This window comes from Protofrankia symbiont of Coriaria ruscifolia (assembly GCF_900634745.1).
In the GTDB taxonomy this organism is placed as follows: domain Bacteria; phylum Actinomycetota; class Actinomycetes; order Frankiales; family Frankiaceae; genus Protofrankia; species Protofrankia californiensis.
The window spans coordinates 27,502-45,901 of record NZ_CAAAFR010000037.1; the positions used below are offsets into that span (position 1 = coordinate 27,502).

Annotated in this window: 15 protein-coding genes; 9 read left to right on the forward strand and 6 right to left on the reverse strand. The window is 69.2% G+C overall.

Annotated elements, in window-relative coordinates; genetic code table 11:
• Positions 1 to 501: 501 nt before the first annotated feature.
• Both CV1CTNOD_RS28115 and CV1CTNOD_RS28120 read right to left on the reverse strand, forming a co-directional pair.
• Complete coding sequence (locus tag CV1CTNOD_RS28115) at positions 502 to 1,239, reverse strand: toll/interleukin-1 receptor domain-containing protein (RefSeq protein WP_131785042.1); 738 nt, start codon at positions 1,237 to 1,239, stop codon at positions 502 to 504.
• A gap of 2 nt (positions 1,240 to 1,241) precedes the next feature.
• Complete coding sequence (locus tag CV1CTNOD_RS28120) at positions 1,242 to 1,706, reverse strand: hypothetical protein (protein WP_207386205.1); 465 nt, start codon at positions 1,704 to 1,706, stop codon at positions 1,242 to 1,244.
• 287 nt (positions 1,707 to 1,993) lie between these two features.
• On the opposite strand from CV1CTNOD_RS28120, the gene CV1CTNOD_RS05340 reads away from it, so the two are divergent.
• The 8 genes from CV1CTNOD_RS05340 (at position 1,994) to CV1CTNOD_RS05375 (ending at position 10,130) form a co-directional block, all read left to right on the forward strand.
• Positions 1,994 to 3,172, forward strand: coding sequence for an ATP-binding protein (locus CV1CTNOD_RS05340; RefSeq protein ID WP_131785043.1), 1,179 nt, complete (start codon positions 1,994 to 1,996; stop codon positions 3,170 to 3,172).
• Positions 3,169 to 4,191 (forward strand): ParA family protein, encoded by a 1,023-nt coding sequence (locus CV1CTNOD_RS05345; protein WP_131785044.1) that lies wholly within the window; start codon positions 3,169 to 3,171, stop codon positions 4,189 to 4,191. The genes CV1CTNOD_RS05340 and CV1CTNOD_RS05345 overlap by 4 nt, the downstream gene beginning before the upstream one ends.
• Before the next feature lie 261 nt (positions 4,192 to 4,452).
• A complete protein-coding gene (locus CV1CTNOD_RS05350) occupies positions 4,453 to 4,806 on the forward strand; it encodes a hypothetical protein (protein WP_131785045.1) in 354 nt (117 codons plus the stop codon).
• A 160-nt stretch (positions 4,807 to 4,966) separates the two neighbouring features.
• Positions 4,967 to 5,179: a prevent-host-death protein gene (locus CV1CTNOD_RS05355; RefSeq protein ID WP_207386206.1), complete on the forward strand. Its 213-nt coding sequence runs from the start codon at positions 4,967 to 4,969 to the stop codon at positions 5,177 to 5,179.
• A gap of 367 nt (positions 5,180 to 5,546) precedes the next feature.
• Positions 5,547 to 6,260, forward strand: a complete 714-nt coding sequence (locus CV1CTNOD_RS05360) for a class I SAM-dependent methyltransferase (RefSeq protein ID WP_131785058.1) — start codon at positions 5,547 to 5,549, stop codon at positions 6,258 to 6,260.
• A 134-nt stretch (positions 6,261 to 6,394) separates the two neighbouring features.
• On the forward strand, positions 6,395 to 7,534 hold the full coding sequence (locus CV1CTNOD_RS05365; protein WP_131785059.1) for a glycosyltransferase family 4 protein: 1,140 nt from the start codon (positions 6,395 to 6,397) through the stop codon (positions 7,532 to 7,534).
• Between the two features lie 140 nt (positions 7,535 to 7,674).
• Positions 7,675 to 8,826 carry a glycosyltransferase family 4 protein gene (locus CV1CTNOD_RS05370; RefSeq protein WP_347402897.1) on the forward strand — a complete coding sequence of 384 codons (1,152 nt, stop codon included), beginning with the start codon at positions 7,675 to 7,677 and terminating at the stop codon, positions 8,824 to 8,826.
• 275 nt (positions 8,827 to 9,101) lie between these two features.
• Positions 9,102 to 10,130 (forward strand): glycosyltransferase family 2 protein, encoded by a 1,029-nt coding sequence (locus CV1CTNOD_RS05375; RefSeq protein WP_131785060.1) that lies wholly within the window; start codon positions 9,102 to 9,104, stop codon positions 10,128 to 10,130.
• 3 nt (positions 10,131 to 10,133) lie between these two features.
• On the opposite strand, the gene CV1CTNOD_RS05380 is transcribed toward CV1CTNOD_RS05375, so the two are convergent.
• Positions 10,134 to 13,571 carry an NAD-glutamate dehydrogenase domain-containing protein gene (locus CV1CTNOD_RS05380; RefSeq protein WP_131785048.1) on the reverse strand — a complete coding sequence of 1,146 codons (3,438 nt, stop codon included), beginning with the start codon at positions 13,569 to 13,571 and terminating at the stop codon, positions 10,134 to 10,136.
• Positions 13,572 to 13,724: 153 nt separating this feature from the next.
• Here CV1CTNOD_RS05380 and CV1CTNOD_RS05385 point away from each other — a divergent pair, with 153 nt between their 5' ends.
• The gene (locus CV1CTNOD_RS05385) at positions 13,725 to 14,798 is read left to right on the forward strand and encodes a sugar phosphate nucleotidyltransferase (RefSeq protein ID WP_131769635.1); all 1,074 of its coding nucleotides are present in this window, start codon (positions 13,725 to 13,727) and stop codon (positions 14,796 to 14,798) included.
• A 58-nt stretch (positions 14,799 to 14,856) separates the two neighbouring features.
• Here the strand turns inward: CV1CTNOD_RS05385 and CV1CTNOD_RS05390 are convergent, their stop codons facing one another.
• The 3 genes from CV1CTNOD_RS05390 to cofD all read right to left on the reverse strand — a co-directional run bounded on the left by CV1CTNOD_RS05390 (position 14,857) and on the right by cofD (position 18,102).
• Positions 14,857 to 15,696: a DUF3105 domain-containing protein gene (locus CV1CTNOD_RS05390; RefSeq protein ID WP_131785049.1), complete on the reverse strand. Its 840-nt coding sequence runs from the start codon at positions 15,694 to 15,696 to the stop codon at positions 14,857 to 14,859.
• A 110-nt stretch (positions 15,697 to 15,806) separates the two neighbouring features.
• On the reverse strand, positions 15,807 to 17,141 hold the full coding sequence (locus CV1CTNOD_RS05395) for a coenzyme F420-0:L-glutamate ligase (RefSeq protein WP_431607072.1): 1,335 nt from the start codon (positions 17,139 to 17,141) through the stop codon (positions 15,807 to 15,809).
• Positions 17,113 to 18,102: a 2-phospho-L-lactate transferase gene (gene cofD / locus CV1CTNOD_RS05400; protein ID WP_131785051.1), complete on the reverse strand. Its 990-nt coding sequence runs from the start codon at positions 18,100 to 18,102 to the stop codon at positions 17,113 to 17,115. Before cofD ends, CV1CTNOD_RS05395 begins: the two co-directional genes overlap by 29 nt.
• Between the last annotated feature and the right edge of the window lie 298 nt (positions 18,103 to 18,400).

Genomic DNA, 18,400 nt, shown 5'->3' on the forward strand with positions numbered 1-18,400 from the left:
GGGTATGACGATGCTGGTCAGCTCACCGCGGTGACCTACGCCGCGGGGCCGACGTGCCAACTAAATGGCTGCAGAAAAACATTGCTTCTGGTAATATTGAAGTATGGGAGGGGTTGACTGAAGAGCATCTTGAGTATGTGATTCGCAGGGAGATCTTCAGTGAGTTCAACGTTTTCCCAAGATTTCCATGGAGTGGCGAGTAGGGAATACGATGAGCAAGCTTGAAAAATGGGATTTGGATCAGGCTTCCGTTATGGATCATATGCCCTATGGATTAAGAGTAAGAGTATCCTCAGGCGAGGATGGATTCGTTGATAGTGTGCTCATTTCTGACCTGCCAATAGCTCCTTCTGATTGGCCGCGGGTGGGGGAGAAGATTGCCGTCGTTTGTATCGGATACACATCAGGGGGGTGGGTGCGGTTGAGCGCGCGAGAATCACATGTTGATGTCGCGAAACATCGTAAGAATCCATAAAGTGAACTGAACCGCCCCGGGCTTGGTTAAAGGTTCACTCCGGCTCGGCCGCTGGCTCTGCCGGTGCAATGCCAACGACTTGGGCTTGATAGCTGGCTGTGGGGCGCCCGGCACTGGTCACGATGGGTGATGTTCGCGGGGTATGAGGGGCCTGAGGGTGACACGCCCGGCTCTTCGGGTGTTCCGCGCCGTGTTGCGTGAGCACGGTGGGCTAGCAGCGCGTCATTGACGGTGGGCACGTGCGGCCTGGGGGTGGGCGGTAGTCGTCGGGTTGATGCGCGACGACAGAGTGGGCACGTCCGGATAGGCAACGGCCCTAGGTATGCCCGGTCCGGCTCTCCCCAGCTAGTGATCGGCTTTGTATCTTCAGGCAGTACCTGTAGGCACGCGACCGGCAGGTGTTCCCAGCGACATGGGCGAACGACCACGGGAACCAGCGCCAAGCTGTCTCGATCGTGCAGCTCAAGCGCCCTACGCAGCTCCCGGCCATACGCGTACTCCGAGGCGACGAAGTCCGCGGACAGGAGAGCGATTACTATGTCCGCTGACTCGAGGCGAGAGCTGATCTCCGAGTCCCAGCCGGCCCCGGGCAGAAGCTCGCGGTCATACCAGTCCGCGACGATCTGCTCATGACGAAGTGGCGCGAGGTGCTTGTGTAGCTTCGCCAGGATCGGCTCGTCCTCGTGAGCGTAGGAGTAGAAGATCTTGAGTGAGCCACGAGAAGCGACGCTGCGCCCGCTCCACGGGCGCTCCGACGCTCGCATAGTCAGGCCGCCCGACTCGCCCGGTGCCCGGCCGGCATCCACCTGGTCTCTCGCATCACGGTCTCTCGAATCACGCCCGCCTTCACTGCAAGCACCGTGTCTCGCCCGGCGAGAACGTATGGCGAAAGTTTAACCTCGATACACTCATCACACTCCGCGCTCCAGCTTGTCCGCGACGGATGAGGTTTCGCTTCGGACTGCCGGCGGGTGGCCGCGTGGAGTTGGACGAGGGGTCTCGCGTCGTCGGTGCGCGGGTCGGGGCCGGGTAGCGGTTCGTCGTCGAGATGCCGGCCCGTCTTGCAGCCTGCCATGCGCAGCTTGCGCGCCCGCTCCGCGTATGGCAGGCACCTGCTCGGCCGCCGGCGCAGCGTCGCGGTCATGGTCTGCCGGACGGTTTCCAGTGGCATGCCCTGCGTGACGATCGACCCCGCGGCCAGCGCCTCCGGCTCGTGCAGGAGCCCCGGCACCAGGTGTTCGGGGCGGATCTCGTCCTTGCCCGCGGGCTTCGTTCTGCGCTGCCGTCACGACGTTTCTCGTCCGCTCGGTGAACCGGCCGGATCCCTGGCTAGGATCGAGATCCGATGGTCCGCTGGGGGAAGCACTCGACCGGGTCGACCAGGTTCCAGTTCCTCGACCTCGATCTCGACATCCGGCAAGCACCACGCCCTGATCCGGGCCGAGACGAGCGGCATCGGGTGCAACGCGGTCCGTGCTGACAACATCTTCCTACGACGGGTAGGACAAAATCGGCGTCATGGGAACAGATCTTGCGACGACCCTGGGCACCCAGGAGACTGCCAACCTGGAGTTCAAACGGGAGATCAGGGACCGTAACGCCATCCGCGAGGCGATCTGTGCTCTGGCCAACGATCTGCCGGGGCTGGGCCGCGGATTCCTGATCATCGGCGTCGACAAGTCTGGTAGGCCGGTCGAGCAGGTCGACACCTCGGATCAGGCGCTGCTCGGGCTCACCAGCATCCGCGACGAGGGGAGGATTCTGGACCGGCCTTCGATGGTGGTGAGCCGGGCGGTGTATCAGGGGCAACCGGTCGTCCAGATCGACGTCAGTGCGTCCCGCACCCCGCCGGTCCGGTTCGACAACGTCGTCTGGGTGCGGCCGGGACCGTCAACCCGCAGGGCGACCCGCGACGACGAGCGGGTGCTCTCCGAGCGGCGGCGCTCCTTTGAGACGCCGTTCGACGTCCGTCCCGTCGCAGGCAGCACCACCGACGACCTCGACCTCGGTCTCTTCCGGTCGGACTACCTACGCTCCGCGGTCGACCCGTCGGTCCTGGACGAGAACGGTCGGCCGACCGAGCAGCAGCTGGCGTCACTGCGACTCGCCGACACCGATGGCACCCCGACCGTCCTTGGTCTCCTCGTCGTCGGACTGGACCCGAGCGCGCAGATTCCCGGCGCCTACGTCCAGTTCATCCGGTACGAGGAGATCGATGTCAGTGGTGTCGTCTTGGATGAGCAGGAGTTCCGGGTCAATGTCATCAACGCGGCGGAGCGGCTGGAGACCCTGTTCAAGGGACACCTGCACACACGACTGATCGAGGTAAGCGGGTTTCGCGAGGAGCCGAGGCCGGACTACCCGATCGAGGCGCTCCGAGAGGTGTGCATGAACGCGATCATGCACCGCAACTACGAGTCGTCGAACGCGCCGGTCCGCGTTGCCTGGTTCGATGACCGGATCGAGGTGACCAATCCCGGCGGACCGTTCGGCCAGGTCCGGTCAGACAACTTCGACCGGGTCAATGACTATCGGAACCCCTCACTTGCCGCCGCGATGAAGTCGCTGGGATACGTCAACCAGTTCGGCCGGGGTATCGGGCGTGTCCGGGCTTCATTGCGCCGGAACGGCAATCCTGAACCTGAGTTCATCGTCGATGACGCCTCGTGGACCGTGACCCTGAGGAGCGCGACGTGATCTCGGTGGTGCTGTTCAACAACAAGGGTGGGGTGGGGAAGACGACCCTCACCTACCACCTCGCGCACATGCTCCAGCGGCTCGGGAAAAATGTTCTTGCCGTGGACCTGGATCCCCAGTCAAATCTGACGGCAGCCTTTCTTGATGAAGAGAAACTCGAGCTGATCTGGCGGGAGTCCAACGGGTCAACGTGGTCGGCCGGGCAGGGCGACGCCGACAGCGCTACTACGGTCGCTGCCGCTGTCAGGCCAATCATGGAAGGCATGGGGGACATTCGTCCGTGTGAGCCCGAACAGATCGCGGACGGGCTCTGGTTGCTTGCCGGTGACCTGACGTTGAGCGCTTTCGAGGATCGGTTGAGCGAAGCCTGGCCCAAGGGCTTCACCGGGGACCCCGCTGCGCTGCGGACGACAACGGCGTTCTACCGGATCATTCAGGTTGCCGCTCGACAGGTCAGGGCCGATGTCGTGCTTATCGATGTCGGTCCGAATCTCGGCGCAATCAATCGGGCGGCTCTGCTCGCCGCCGACACTGTGCTCGTTCCGCTGGCGGCGGATCTGTTCTCCCTCCGAGGACTGCGAAACCTTGGACCGACCCTCCGGATGTGGCGGAGGACCTGGCACGGCAAGGTACTCCCGGACCTCCCACCCGGGATCGATGCACCGCCTGGGCGAATGACTCCCCTCGGTTACGTCATCATGCAGCCGACGATGCGCTTGGACCGCCCCGTCAAGGCGTACCAGCGATGGCTCGACCGCATTCCTCAGGTCTTCGCGTCGGCCGTGCTGGATGAACCGGAGGCGAACACAAGCCCCAGATCGTATGAAATCGCAACGCTACGCAATTATCAGAGCCTGATGCCGCTCTCGCACGATGCGCGCAAGCCGATGTTCGACCTGAGAACCGCAGACGGCGCGCTCGGCAGTACCCAGACGCTTGTCAACCGGTGCTACCACGACTTCCGATCGCTCGCCAAGAAGCTCCTGCAAAGACTGGACTCGGCGCGGGCCGAGAGCTGAGCTCGATCCAGCGCATCCAGGCTGGGGGGCTCTCGCCCAGGTCGCTGGGACGGTTTGCGCACGGATGCTCCTGCGACATCAGCACGCTGGATACCTACAGGCTCTACCCGCACGACCGGTTCAATGTCGGGACCGCCGACGGCAGCCAGCTGTTCCGTCTCGGTGACAAGGTGGGGATGGCGGGCCCGGCCCAGGCGGGTATCTGACTCCAAGGGGTGTCCTTAGTTTCACTTAGCTCCTATCTGACCGTACGGTCGAACTGTGGTGTCAGATCAGCATCACCAGCGACCCGGTGGCAACGCTGGCGCAGACCGTGTCGGTGACAACTGGCCAAGCCTCGGGTGGGAGGAGTGCGGCTGGGTTTCGGAGATCCCCGAGGAACTGGTCTCGGCACGTGCGCGGCGGCGTCACGCCGGCCCGTACCGGGCCGCGCTCGTGCTTGCCATCGCTGACCGGACACCGCTGATCCCCGCCGCTGCCACGGCGCTGGCCGATGAGGCGTCGAGTGCCATCGTCCGCTTCGATGCCGAGCTCGGTGCCGCGACCGCGTCCTTTACCTCGGTTCTCATGACCAGGCACGCCCCGAGGATCGCCGGCCGGCGAGGAGACCCATGATCAGCAACACAATCACGGCAGCGGATGGGGGCTGGGCTGGTGTCCGCGGCATTGTGTGCTACCTGGTAGCACCTTGTGGCGCCAGCGGGATATCGTGAGTGGTACGAGCGCGCAGCCAGAGATCATCCAGCGTGACCTGCGCAACAGGTCCAGGGAGATCATGGACGCGGTTCAGGGTGGCCAGGCATTCACGGTCACCCGCGACGGACATCGGATCGGTGAACTGATCCCGTTGTGGCGACGCAGGCGGTTCGTCCCGCGCAGCGAGTTCGCGGCGATGTCCCGCAGCGCCCCCGACATCTCCCTGGACGCTTTTCGGGCTGACCAGGACGCCACGGCCGATCAGGAACCGGACGACCCCTATGGCCGGTGACCATGCGCAGGGACTGCTCGACACGAACATCATGATTCTGCAAACGTCCCACAATCGGTAAGCGGTCCGGTCGCGCTGAGGGCTGATATGGCCCACCCGGCAGTCCTGAGGCCGGATTTTCCTCCGGCGGACCGTACATGATCGTTTTGTCGGTGCTGGCATTGAGGAAGTTCGACAGGATGAAGTCGATCTTCTGTGTCCTGTCGGTGCGCACGAGACCGTTGTGCTGTTCACCTGGCGTCTGTGCTGTTCACCTGGCATCGCGGGGGCGACCTGGCGGGCGGGTCCACCGGGGGCGGTACGGCGGCCGTGTCCGGGCCGGGGCAGACTGTCGCCCATGACGCGGGTGGCTCCGAAGGGCTCGCCGGTGGGCCCGTTGCGTGACCAGGCGCTGGCCTATGCCGGCCACCAGGTGCATGTCATGCGCCGCCGCGAGGCCGGCACGCTGCTGGCGTGGGCGGGTGAACTGGCCGGGCGGACCGTCCTGGACGTCGCCGGCGGCGACGGGTACTGGGCCGGCCGGGCGGTGCGCCGGGGAGCTCGGGCGGTCTGCCTCGACCTCGCCCGCGGCAAGCTGGAGTTCGGCCGCCGGCTGCATGGGCGTCCCGCGCTCGTCGAGGGGGACGCCCTGGCCCTGCCGTTCGCGGAGGGATCCTTCGACGTGGTGATGTCGGTCTGTGCGATCGAGCACTTCGACGACGGCCCGTCCGCGCTCGCGGAGATGGCCCGGGTGCTCAGACCGGGCGGGGACCTCGTCATGTCCGCGGACGCCCTCACCCGCGCCGACCAGTGGCCGGACCTGTTCGCCCGGCACCGGGAGCGGTATCACGTCAAACAGACCTACACCGGCGACCACTTGGTGAAGCTGCTGGACGAGCGCGGTCTGACGGTCGTGCGCCAAACCTACATGTTCCGCTCGCGGCGGGCCGAGCGGCTTTACCTGACGCTGTCGGCCAAGGGCGGGCGGGCCGGCTGGAACGCGGCGGCTCCGCTGTCACCGATCGTCGCCCGTTCCGACCGGCGCAACCCCGACGGCCACGGCAGTGTGGTGCTGATCCACGCCCGCAAGCGGCAGCCGTGACCGTCCGCCACAGGACCGGCCGCGACAGGACCGTCAGCCAGGGGAGCGTCCACCACGGGGCCGTCCGCCACGAGGCCATCCACTACGGCACCGGCCGTCAGGGGGCTGGTGGTGTGCCGGGAAAATGCTCCTCCGTGCGTGTTGGATTCCTCGTCGACCAGATGCTGGCGTCGGTGCCCGGCGGGACCGGGCGGTATGCGGCGGAGCTCGCCGCCGCGCTCGTCCGGACGGCGAGGCCGGGCGAGGCCGTCGTCAGCTGGTGCGCCTGGCGTCCGGAGGCCGACATGGCCGGAGCGGCCGTGCCGGGCGTCCTCGGTCCCATCCGGCTGCCGCTTCCCCGCCGGGGTCTTGCCGCCGCCTGGCAGCGCGGCCACGGCCCGGCGCCGACCGGCGTGGACATCGTCCACGCTCCCACCCTGCTCGTCCCGCCCCGGCGGCCCGGGGTGCCGCTGGTCGTCACGATCCACGACGCCGTGCCGTGGACCCATGCGCACACCCTCACCCCGCACGGTGCCCGCTGGCACCGGCGGATGGGCGTCCGGGCGGCCCGCCACGCCGACGCCGTGATCGTCCCCACCAGGGCCGTCGCCGCCGGCATCCGGGCGCATCTGCCGATCCCGGCCGACCGGCTGCACATCATCGGTGAGGGGGTGAGCGAGGCGGTCGGGCAGGTCCCGGCGGACGCCGCCGCCCGCGCCGGGCGTCTCGGCCTCCCCGACGGCGGATATCTGCTCACCCTTGCCACCCTGGAGCCGCGCAAGGGCCTGGACACGGTGCTCGCCGCGCTGCGCGACCCGGCCGCGCCCGACCTGCCGCTGGTACATGTCGGCTCGCCGGGCTGGGGCGGGCTGGACCTGCGGGTCGAGGCCGCCCGCCTCGGTCTCGACCCCACCCGGCTGCGGCTGCTCGGGCGCCTGCACGACGCCGACCTCGCCGTCGTGCTGTCACGGGCGACCGCGCTGCTCGCGCCGAGCCGCTCGGAGGGTTTCGGGCTGCCGCTCGTCGAGGCGATGGCCCACGGCGTCCCCGTGATCGCCTCCGACATTCCCGCGTTTGTCGAGGTCGGCGGACCCGCGATCGTGACCGTGGCGGTGGGCGACGCGGCGGCGCTGGCCCGCGCCACCGCGTCCGTTGTCGGCGACGAGGCGTTGCGTCGCCGACTGGGCACGGACGGACGAGCGAGAGCGGCGGCATTTACCTGGAACGGGGCAGCGGAATCGGTCTGGTCCCTTTACCGTCGACTTACCGGCTCCCGGGAGTTCTCGACGGGGTGACCCTCGGGGATCGGGCGCGGGCGTAGGCTTGCCTGCGGGCCGCAGTCGATGTGATCGGCAGGGCCGGACGGATCAGAGGCGATCCGTCGGGGTCGCTTCACGCGGCGTCGGTGGCCTCAAAGAACCTAGCGGTAAGTAACATGCCGCCAGTCGGAAGGAGCGCCGTGTCTCCCCGGGTGCTCGTCGACGCCACTGCGGTCCCAGCTGATCGCGGTGGCGTCGGTCGTTATGTCGACGGGCTGGTGGCGGCCTTGGATGCGGCTGGCGCCGACCTCGCGTTGGTCTGTCAACGATCAGACTACGAGCGGTACGGCCGGATAGCCCCGCACACCAACGTGGTGGCGGGGCCGGCGGCGATCGCCCACCGGCCCGCACGCCTGGCCTGGGAACAGACCGGGCTGCCGCTGGTCGCCTACCAGGTCGGTGCGCAGGTCATCCATTCGCCGCACTACACGATGCCGCTGCGTACCTCCCAGCCCGTATGCGTGACCATCCACGATGTCACGTTCTTCACAGAGCCGGAGATGCACACCGCCGTAAAGGGAACGTTCTTCCGGTCGGCGATGCGCACCGCCGTGCGCAAGGCCAACCGGATCATCGTTCCGTCCAAGGCCACCCGTGACGAGCTCGTCCGGGTCCTCGACGGGGACTCGACCACGACCGACGTCGCCTATCACGGGGTGGAGACCGCGACCTTCCACCCGCCCACCGACGAGGACAAGCGCAGGGTCCGGCTGCGGCTCGGTCTGGGTGAGAGCCGTTACGTCGCGTTCCTCGGGATGCTCGAACCCCGCAAGAACGTGCCGAACCTGATCCGCGGCTGGGCCGAGGCCGTGCACGACCGGGCGGACCCGCCCGCACTGGTGCTCGCCGGCGGCTCGGGCTGGGACGACGACGTGGATGCCGCGGTCGCCTCGGTCCCGTCCAACCTGAAGGTCGTTCGTCCCGGCTACCTGCGCTTCTCCGACCTTCCCGGCTACCTGGGCGGGGCGTCGCTGGTCGCCTACCCGTCCCACGGCGAGGGTTTCGGGCTGCCGGTGCTGGAGGCGATGGCCTGCGGCGCACCGGTACTGACGACCCCCCGCCTCTCCCTGCCGGAAGTCGGCGGTGATGCTGTCGCCTACACCCAGCCCGACGTCGACTCGATTGCCCGCGAGATGAGCGCGCTGCTCGACGACGCACAGCGGCGCGAGTCGCTGGCGGTGGCCGGTCTGGCACGGGCCCGGGAGTTCACCTGGGCGGCGAGCGCCGAGGCACACCTGGCGAGCTACGCGCGGGCCGCCGCATCCTGACCCGACCGATGTTCCTTACCCTACCGATGTTCCCGGCCCCACCGATGTTCCCGGCCCTACCGGTGGCCGGCCACCCGATCGTCCGACCTCGCGCCATCTGACCCCGACCGCTTGACCCCGGAACCTGACCGCGGCCCTGCCGGTGGCATCCTGACCCGGGCGTTGCAATCGCATATGCACACGGCGAGCAGGGACGAAGAGGGCGGTCAGTGAGCGCACAGAACGAGGCAGCCTTGACGCAGCCACAGCACGACAGGCCTGACAGCCCGGGTCCCGTGGATGCGCAGCCGCAGCTGTGCGTGGTGGTCGTGGCGTTCCACTCGGGTCAGGTGCTCGGCCCCTTCGTGGACTCCCTGGCCAAGGCCACGTCGCTGCCCTACGAGGTCGTCGTGGTGGACAACTCGCCGGTGCTGGACGCGGGCACGGCCGCCGTGGCCGAGCGCGGCGAGGTCCGGCTGTTGCGCACCGGGCGCAACCTCGGTTACGGGACGGCGGTCAACCGCGGCGCGGCCGGTAGCAGCGCCCCGTGGCTGGTCGTGGCCAACGCCGACATCACGTTCACGCCGGGATCGCTCGACGCGCTGATGGAGGCGTCCGAGCGCTGGCCGGGGGCCGGTGCCTTCGGCCCGGCGATCACCAATCCGGGGGGTGTGCTCTACCCGTCGGCCCGCGAGCTTCCCTCATTGTGGCGTGGGATCGGTCACGCTCTGTTCGGCTGGTGCTGGCCGACCAACCCGTGGACGGCGGCCTACCGCCGCGAGGGTGGTGCACTGGTCGAGACGACCGCCGGTTGGCTGTCCGGAGCATGCCAGGTGCTGCGGCGCCAGGCGTTCGAGGCGGTCGACGGATTCGACGAGGCGTACTTCATGTTCATGGAGGACGTGGACCTGGGCCGGCGGCTCGGGCTGCTCGGCTGGCAGCAGGTCTACGTACCGACCGCGGTCGTGGAGCATCTAGGCGGCCACTCGACGAGGCGTACCTCCCGTCGCATGGTGATCGCCCATCACCGCAGCATGTTCCGGTATCTGTCCCGGCAGTACTCGACACCGTGCCACCTGCCGCTTCGGGTCCTGCTCGGGGTGGGACTCGGCCTGCGCCTGCTGGTGGCCGTGGCGCTCGCCGACGACAGCGCGGGTGCCCGCGCGACTCAATCCACCGACGCCCTCCCGGCCCGAAGCGCCGATCCGGCTCGCGACGCCGATCCGGTTCGCGACGCCGATCCGGCTCGGAACACGGACCCGGCCCGTGGGGGGACCTGGCCCGAGGCCGCGCCCGAACCGGGGTCGGTCACCGCATCGGGATGAGCTCTACCGCATCGGGACGAGTTCGTTCAGCCGGCCGGCCACGACGGAGATCATCGCGCTGGTGAGGCGGGGAGCCGCGGTCGCCTCCTCGACGATGGCGCGCACCCGGTCCGCCCGGGCACCGGTGGTGATCCGGTCGATGGCCGCGTCCAGATCGAACTCGGGTGCGGCCATGGCGGCCTCGGTCAGCTCCGAGCGGGCCCGGGCGACGTCCGCCCGCAGGGTCGCGGCGGCCATGTGCTCCCAGCGTGACTGGCCGGGTGGTTGTGCGCCGCGGCCGATCAGGTGCGCCAGGCCGAGGCGGCCGAGCCCCAGCCTCGTCCCGATGGCGGTGTGAGCGTGCAGCACGTCACCCGGCTCAAGGTCGTTACGCAGGGCCACGTCGACGATGTCCAGGGCCGGGCTCATCGCGTCCAACCAAGCTATGCGTTCGGCCAGCCGTGCGGGCAGGCCGCGTTCGTAGAGCTGTTCGGCAAACCGCAGGACGGCGGTCAGTTCCTGGTCGGACCCGACGGTGGCCAGCACCGTGGGCAACGCCGCGGCGACCTCGGCCATCCCCTCGGCGTAGCGGGTGGTTTCGGCCGTGATGTCCAGGGGCGACCGGCGGGAGCGCAGCAGCCACAGCGTGGCCTCCTCCTGGACGAAGTGGCAGTGCAACAGGGCCTCGGCGGCCGGGTCGGTGGAACCCACGGTCGGGCGCGGGCGGCTGCCCTTACCCAGGCCCTCACCCAGGCCCTTACCCAGGCCCTCACGGAGGTCTTCGCCGAGGCAGTGCGCGTCGAGGGCGTCCCAGATGTCGGTGAGGCCGAGCAGGTTGCGGGTGATGACGAACGCACGCGTGCTCTGGACCGTGTCCGCGCCGGTCAGCTCCCGCATGCGGTGCAGGAAGCCGGCGCCGACCCGGTCGATGATCGAGTTGGTGAGCTGGGAAGCGACGATCTCCCGCCGCAACGGGTGATGGTCGAACTGCTCGCGCAGCCCCGTCCGCAGGGGCGCCGGCAGGTAGGCGTCCAGGGTGGGTTCGAGTGCCGGATCGTCGGGAAGAGCCGCGTCCAGCAGCGCGTGGGCGACCGTCCGTTTGGCGTAGGCGTGCAGGATGGCGATCTCCGGCCGCGTGTAGGTGCGTCCCGCGGTGACCCGGGCGGCCATCTCGTCGGCATCCGGGAGGGTCTCGACGTCCAAGTCGAGCTCACCGGTCTCGACCAGATGGTCGATGAACCGGGACAGCCCGTCCGCCGTGGTCGTGACATGGCGTTCCGCCGCGCTCAGCGCCAGGGCCTGGCGGGCGCAGTTGACCAGGACCGCCCGGACGACGTCGCCGGTGGCGGTGGCCAGCAGCCGCTCGCGTTCGGCCCGATCGATCACGCCTTTCCCGACGGCCAGCTCGAGGCCGATCTTGATGTTGACTTCGCGGTCGGAGCAGTCGACGCCGCCGGAGTTGTCCACGAAGTCGGTGTTGCAGCGTCCGCCGCGCAGGGCGAACTCGATCCGGGCGGCGTCGGTGAGGCCGAGGTTGCCACCCTCGGCCACGACCCGGCAGCGCAGCTGCCGAGCGTCGACCCGCATCCCGTCGCGGGCCTTGTCCCCGACCGAGGCGTGGTCCTGCCCGCTGGCCTTCACCCAGGTGCCCACCCCGCCGTTCCACAGCAGGTCGACCGGTGCGCGCAGGATCGCCCGGACCACGGCGTCGGCGGGCAGCGTGTCCTCGCCGACGCCGAGCAGTTCCCGCACCTCGTCGGTCAGCTCGATCCGCTTGGACGACAGCGGGAAGACACCCCCGCCGGCCGACAGGGCCGTCCGGTCGTAGTCGTCCCAGCTGCTCGACGGAAGCGACGCCAGCCGCCGGCGTTCGGCGAACGACCGGGCCGGGTCGGGATCGGGGTCGAGGAAGATGTGCCGATGGTCGAAGGCGGCCACCAGACGGAGATGGCGGGAGAGCAGCATCCCGTTGCCGAAGACGTCCCCGGACATGTCGCCGATGCCGACGACCGTCAGGGGTTCGTGGTCGGCGTCGACGCCGAGCTCGGCGAAGTGACGGCGGACCGATTCCCACACGCCTCGGGCGGTGATGCCCAACGCCTTGTGGTCGTACCCGCTGCGGCCACCTGAGGCGAAGGCGTCGCCGAGCCAGTAGCCGTTGGCCGCCGCCACCCGGTTGGCCAGATCGGAGAAGCGTGCCGTGCCCTTGTCGGCGGCGACGACCAGGTAGCTGTCGGGACCGTCGTGGCAGACCATCCCCGGCTGGCACCGGGTCGCGCCGTCGACCCGGTTGTCGATGAGGGCCAGCAGCGCCTCCATGAACTGCGTGTAGCAGGACTCGGCCAGCCGGGCGAGTTCCCCGGGGTCCGACGGCGGCCGTCGCAGCACGAACCCGCCCTTTGCCCCGTCGGGCACGATGAAGGCGTTCTTGACCCGCTGGGCCTTCATCAGGCCGAGGATCTCGGTACGCAGGTCCTCCTGGCGATCGGACCACCGGATGCCGCCGCGGGCCAGGCGGGTGCCGCGAAGGTGTACCGCGTCGAACCGGGTGGAGCTGACGAAGGTCTCGGCCTCCGGCAGCGGCCGGGGTAGCCATGGGAGCCCGGCCGGGGCGAGTTTGAAGGCGAGCGCGTCCCCGATGCTGCCGGGCGTCCCATGGGCCGTTTCGCCGGCTACCGTCCGGATCTCGCCGGACGCCGGATGGTCGGGCACCGAGGAGTCGGACGCCGAGGAGTCGGGCACCGAGTAGAACGTCGTCCGGACGACCGCGAGGGCGAGATCCCGCAGCCGGCGCAGGACCGCGTCGTCGTTGATGCCCGTCACCCATCCGAGCGCGTCCTCCAGCGCCGCACGCAGCCGCTCGGTGTCGGCCGGGTTCGCCCGCAACGGATCCATCCGGGCGTGGAACAGCGCCACCAGGTCGTGCGCGTAGGACGGGTGGGCGGTCAGGACCCGGTGGGCGTACCGGGTGCCCAGGGATGTCCCGGCCAGCCGTAGGTAACGGAACATCGCCCGCAGCAGCCGCACCTCACGGGCGGTGAGCCCGGCGGTGAGCACCAGCGAGTCCAGGCTGTCGCTGTCAACGTCCCCGCGCGCGAGACCGCTGAGGACGTCACGCAGCCCGTCCATCTGTTTGAGCGCGGCGTCGGCCAGCTCCGGTGCGGTGATCATGTGGTATTCGTCCAGGTTGACCGTGCTTCCGTCCGGGCCCGGACGGCTCGGCAGCGAGCGGTGGGTCCGTGCGCGCAGTCCCAGGTTGGCCAGCACCGGTATGACGTCGGCGATGGGCGGCTCGTGCGCCTGCCAGGCAAGCCATACCGCGAGCGTGGCGGTCCCGTCGTCGGTGCGGGCGGCGGCGAAGCCCGGTTCCCCGCCCTGGGCCAGCCCGGCCAGGGCGCTCTCGGCGCCCGACAGGGTGCCTTCGTGGGAGATCCGGTAGCTGGGGGCAGACGGGCGTACCACCCCTTCAGCATCGTCAGAAGCACCGGGCTGCGCACTCCGGCACACCGCAGGCGGGCCGACCTGGCCTGATGCTTCGGTGTCCGCGACGCGACGTCACCGAAATACGCGAACATCGCGCACTAGGTAGTGCGGCCTCTGCGAAACTGACGCGCCATGGACGCTGTGATGCTGGTCGGCGGACAGGGTAGCCGTCTGCGCCCGTTGACGATGTCGGCACCGAAACCGATGCTTCCGGTCGCCGGTGTACCGGTGACCGCCCACATGCTTGCCCGCGCCCGTGACGCCGGGATCACCCGTGTCGTCCTCGCGACGTCATACCGGGCCGAGGTGTTCGAGGAGTACTTCGGGGACGGCTGCGCCCACGGGCTGGAGCTGGAGTACGTCACCGAGACCGAACCACTCGGGACCGGCGGCGGGATCCGCAACGTCGCGTCGAGACTGCGCGGCGGCCCGGACGATCCCGTGGTCGTCTTCAACGGCGACATCCTCTCCGGGCTGGACATCGCTGCGCTGGTGCGGCGCCACCGCCAGACCGACGCGGCCGTCACCCTGCACCTGACCGAGGTTGATGATCCACGGGCGTTCGGTGTCGTACCCACCGACGCCGACGGCCGGGTCACCCAGTTCCTGGAGAAGACCCCCGACCCGCCGACCAACCGGATCAACGCGGGCTGTTATGTGTTCCGCCGGTCGGTGATCGATGATATTCCGGCGGGCCGTCCGGTCTCGGTCGAGCGGGAGACCTTCCCGGGGCTGCTGGACGCCGGCTTCCTGGTGGTCGGCTACATCGACAGCACCTACTGGCTGGACCTGGGCACGCCCGACGCGTTCATCCGGGGCTCACGCGACCTGGTGACGGGGCGGATCGCCTCCTCGGCGCTGCCGGGGCCCGTCGGTGACTGGCTGGCGCTACCGGGCGCGTCCGTCGCCGTCGACGCCAAGATCGGCGGGGGTGCGGTGGTGGGCGCCGGTGCAGTGGTGGGCGCCGGCGCCACCGTCGACGGCGCGGTGATTTTTGACGGCGCGATGATTGGTGAGGGCGCGTCCGTGCGGAGCTCGGTGGTGGGTGCCGGCGCGGTCATCGGGGACAGGGTGTCCCTCGAGGGGGTGGTCATCGGTGATCGTGCGCGGATCGAACCCGACAACGAGCTGCGGGCCGGCGCCCGGGTCTTCCCCGATGCCGTCCTGCGGGCGGGCGCGATCCGCTTCAGCTCCGATCGTGTCTGACGAGCCTCCCGGCCGGTCGCCCGAAGGCGTCCGATCATGCCTTCCTTCTCGGCGTTTCTCAGCGTGGCGCCGTTGAACCCGGTATGACGGACGTCCCCGGCTCGGGGGTTGTCCCGGCCGATGCGCTTGCCGGGGCCGGTTCGGTTGCCGGGGCCGGTTCGGTTGCCGAGCCGGCGATGGTCGGGCTCAGGTTGAGGGTCCCGCCGGAGGCACCCGACTCGGGTGCGGTGGGGGAGTCCCATGCCGCGCCGGCGGGGTCCGGGTTGGCATAGGTGGCCACGAACTCCTTGATGGCCGCCTCGGACACGGTCGCGCATCGCTGTGTGCGGTCCCACGCGGTGAGCACGAAGTGCTTGTCGTCGGGGAAGTCGCCGCGTTCCCAGGGAATCGCGATGAACCGGTCACCAGCGGTGTCGGAGGCGGTGCGTAGCGCCGCGACCTGGTCGTCGGGGAGCTTCGGGTCGTACCAGCCGATGATGAAGCCGTGTTCGAGACTGTGCACGGCGCGTTCGATCCGCAGGTTCGGGATGCGCTCGTAGAAGTGGTAGGCGTCCGGCAGAGGGTCGGCGTCGTGGTTACCGGACGACGGCGGGGCCACGTCGTAGTTGACGGTCTGGTTCGCCGCGACGTGGGTGTTACCGCGTGATGAGTCGTTGACGACCCCGGTGCATCCGGCTGCTGCCGCAGCCTTGCCCGCCGACGTGACATGGCCGATCGAGTGGCTTGCGTTCTGTGACCTGTTCTCCGACACGGCGTAGATGATGATGCCGGCCAGCAGCACGAGCGCGACGATGCCGCTGGAACCATAGATCAGGAGGGAACGGCGCCGCTCCTGGCGTCGCTGTTCGCGCCGGAGCGCATCCAGCCGTGCATTGCGTTCCGCGCTCTTTTTGCCCACGGCGCCCAATCCTACGGAGTGTCGAATACCACGTCCGTACCCCGTCCTGGTCACGAGGTTCCGGTCATGGGGTTCCGGCCGCGCGGTTCGGACTATCCGGTGATGACGAGTTATCTGGTGACGACGAACGGCGTGACATCGGGGGTCGGGCGTTGCCCGGGTGGATGCACTGGATGGCCGATCCCCACCGCTCCCATGGGCTGCCAGCCCGCCGGCAGACGCAGGACCGCCCGGACCACGTCCGGGCAGAACAGGGTGCTCGACACCCAGCATGACCCCAGACCCTCCGCGGCCAGGCAGACCAGCATGTTCTGCACGCCGGCTCCCATCGCGACCAGGAACATCCGCTCCTCGGCGGCGGCCCGCCGGCTGTCGGGATAGCTGTGGGCGCCGTCGGCGACCAGGCAGGGCACGACCAGGACGGGTGCCCGGCGCAGGACGTCACCGCGTCCCAGCCGGCGGGTGACCGCGGCGGGGCCGAGACCGTCCGCGCGCAGGTCCGCCGCCCAGGCCTCGGCCATCCTCGCCAGCAGCTGGTCACGGGCGTCGGTCACGACCACGAACCGCCACGGGGTCGTGTGGTGCGGGGCAGGAGCGGTCACGGCCGCGGCAAAGGCGCGCTGGAGGGCCTGCGGATCCACGGGTGCGTCGCTGAACTCGCGGACCGTCCGCCGGGCGGTGACCGCTGACCGCCGGGCCTCGACGGTGCCGAGCCGGAACATGTCCTCAGCTGCCGGGCGGACCAGCGCCCGAGCCCCGCGACCGTCGTCGGCGAGCGCGCGGAAACCGCGTACGAGCGCCACCGGCACCCCGGACAGCTTCCGTTTGACGAGGTCGGCGGCGGCGGCCAGTTCGTCCGCCTCGGCGATCTCGGTCATGCCCAGCTCGTTGCCGTACGGGTCGATGTCGCCGACGTGGCTGCGCAGCGCGGCCATCCCCGCGACACCGATCGCGTGGTCGGTCAGGCCGGCCCGCCACGGCCGGCCGGCGGTGTCGCTGACGACGACGCCCACGGATACGCCCAGGCGGGCCCGCAGGCCGTCGACCAGGGCCCGCGCGCTCGCGTCCGGGTCGACCGGCAGCAGAGCGATCTCGTCCTTGGTCACGTTGGACGCGTCCACCCCGGCGTTGGCGAGCACGAACCCGTGCCGGGTCTCGACGATCCGCGTTGACCCTCGGCCGGCCACCTCACGGACGGTTTCGGCCTCGACGGCGGCCAGCCGTACGGCTTCCCGGTCACCGTCGACGGCGATCAGCCGCCCCTCGGCCTTCGACACGATCTTCGAGGTGACGACGAGGACATCGCCGTCACGCAGCGGGATGCCGTGGGCGGCGAGCGCGGTCGCGATGACCGTGGTCAGGTCGTCGCCAGCACGTATCTCGCCGATCCCCGTGACGGCGGTGACGGAAAGTGCCTCAGACACCGGCGAGCTCCAGGGCCGCACGGACGATCTCTACGGTCGCCTCGACGTCCGTCATCAACAGCGGCCGGGCCTTCACGGTGACGCCGGGCACCTCGGTGCCGGTGTCAGCGGTGTCGACCAGCCAGCCGTCGAGGATCCCGCCGCCAGCGCCAGCGCCAGCGCCAGCGCCACCGGCGGCAGCGCCGTGCCCGCGCCCGCCGTAGTGGGCGCCGACCGCGCCTGCGGTGGTGGCCACGCTGATCGCGCGCAGGCAGGCGTCCGCCATGCCGCGCACCGGGGCACCGCTGATGATCGGGGACACCCCGACGACGGGAGCGGGCGTCCCGATCAGCGCATCCCGCAGCCCCGGCACGGCGAGGATCGACCCGATGGACACCACCGGATTCGACGGCGGGAGCAGCACGAGGTCGGCGTTCGCGAGCGCGTCGAGAACTCCCGGTGCCGGTCGTGCCTTCTCGGCTCCGACCGAAATGATTTCCCTGGCCGGGGTGGCGGCACGCATCCGCAGCCACCACTCCTGGAAGTGCACGGCCCGCCGTCCCTCGTCGGTTTCGATGACCACGTGTGTCTCGACCCTGTCGTCACTCATCGGCAGCAGGCGCAGTCCCGGCTTCCAGCGTTGGCACAGCGCCGCGGTCACGTCGGTGAGTGAATAGCCGGCGGCAAGCATCTGCGTGCGGACGAGATGGGTGGCAAGATCGCGGTCACCGAGCCCGAACCAGGCCGGACCGACGCCGTAGGCCGCCAATTCGTCGGCCACGGTGAACGTCTCCGCGTGGCGACCCCAGCCACGCTCGGTGGAAATACCCCCGCCGAGGGTGTACATGACGGTGTCGAGGTCGGGGCAGATACGCAGGCCGTGCAGGGTGATGTCGTCACCGGTGTTGCCGATCACCGTGATTTCGGCGTCGGGTAACGCGGCTCTCGCACCGAGCAGGAAACGGGATCCCCCGATGCCGCCCGCGAGCGCTGTGATCTTCACCTGACCCTCACGTCCCGCGATTGTGTCACCCTTCGACCCTATCCGCGTGCTGTCGCCGACGATGGCTGTGGATCCCGGGGGCCTCCGAGCGCGCGAAAAACCATGATCGCGTCCTCTCCGGCCAGCCTCTTCAGTCAGCTAGGAGTGACCTGAAGATGTTGCTTGGGTTGCCTGATTTATGCCGATTCGCCGGTAAAAATCGATCGGGGTAATCCACTGCAAACCGGGCATGATTTCAAGATTTTCAGTGGTCTTCTAGTGTCCTGCGCCGGAAGTTTCCACGATTAAATAATATGAT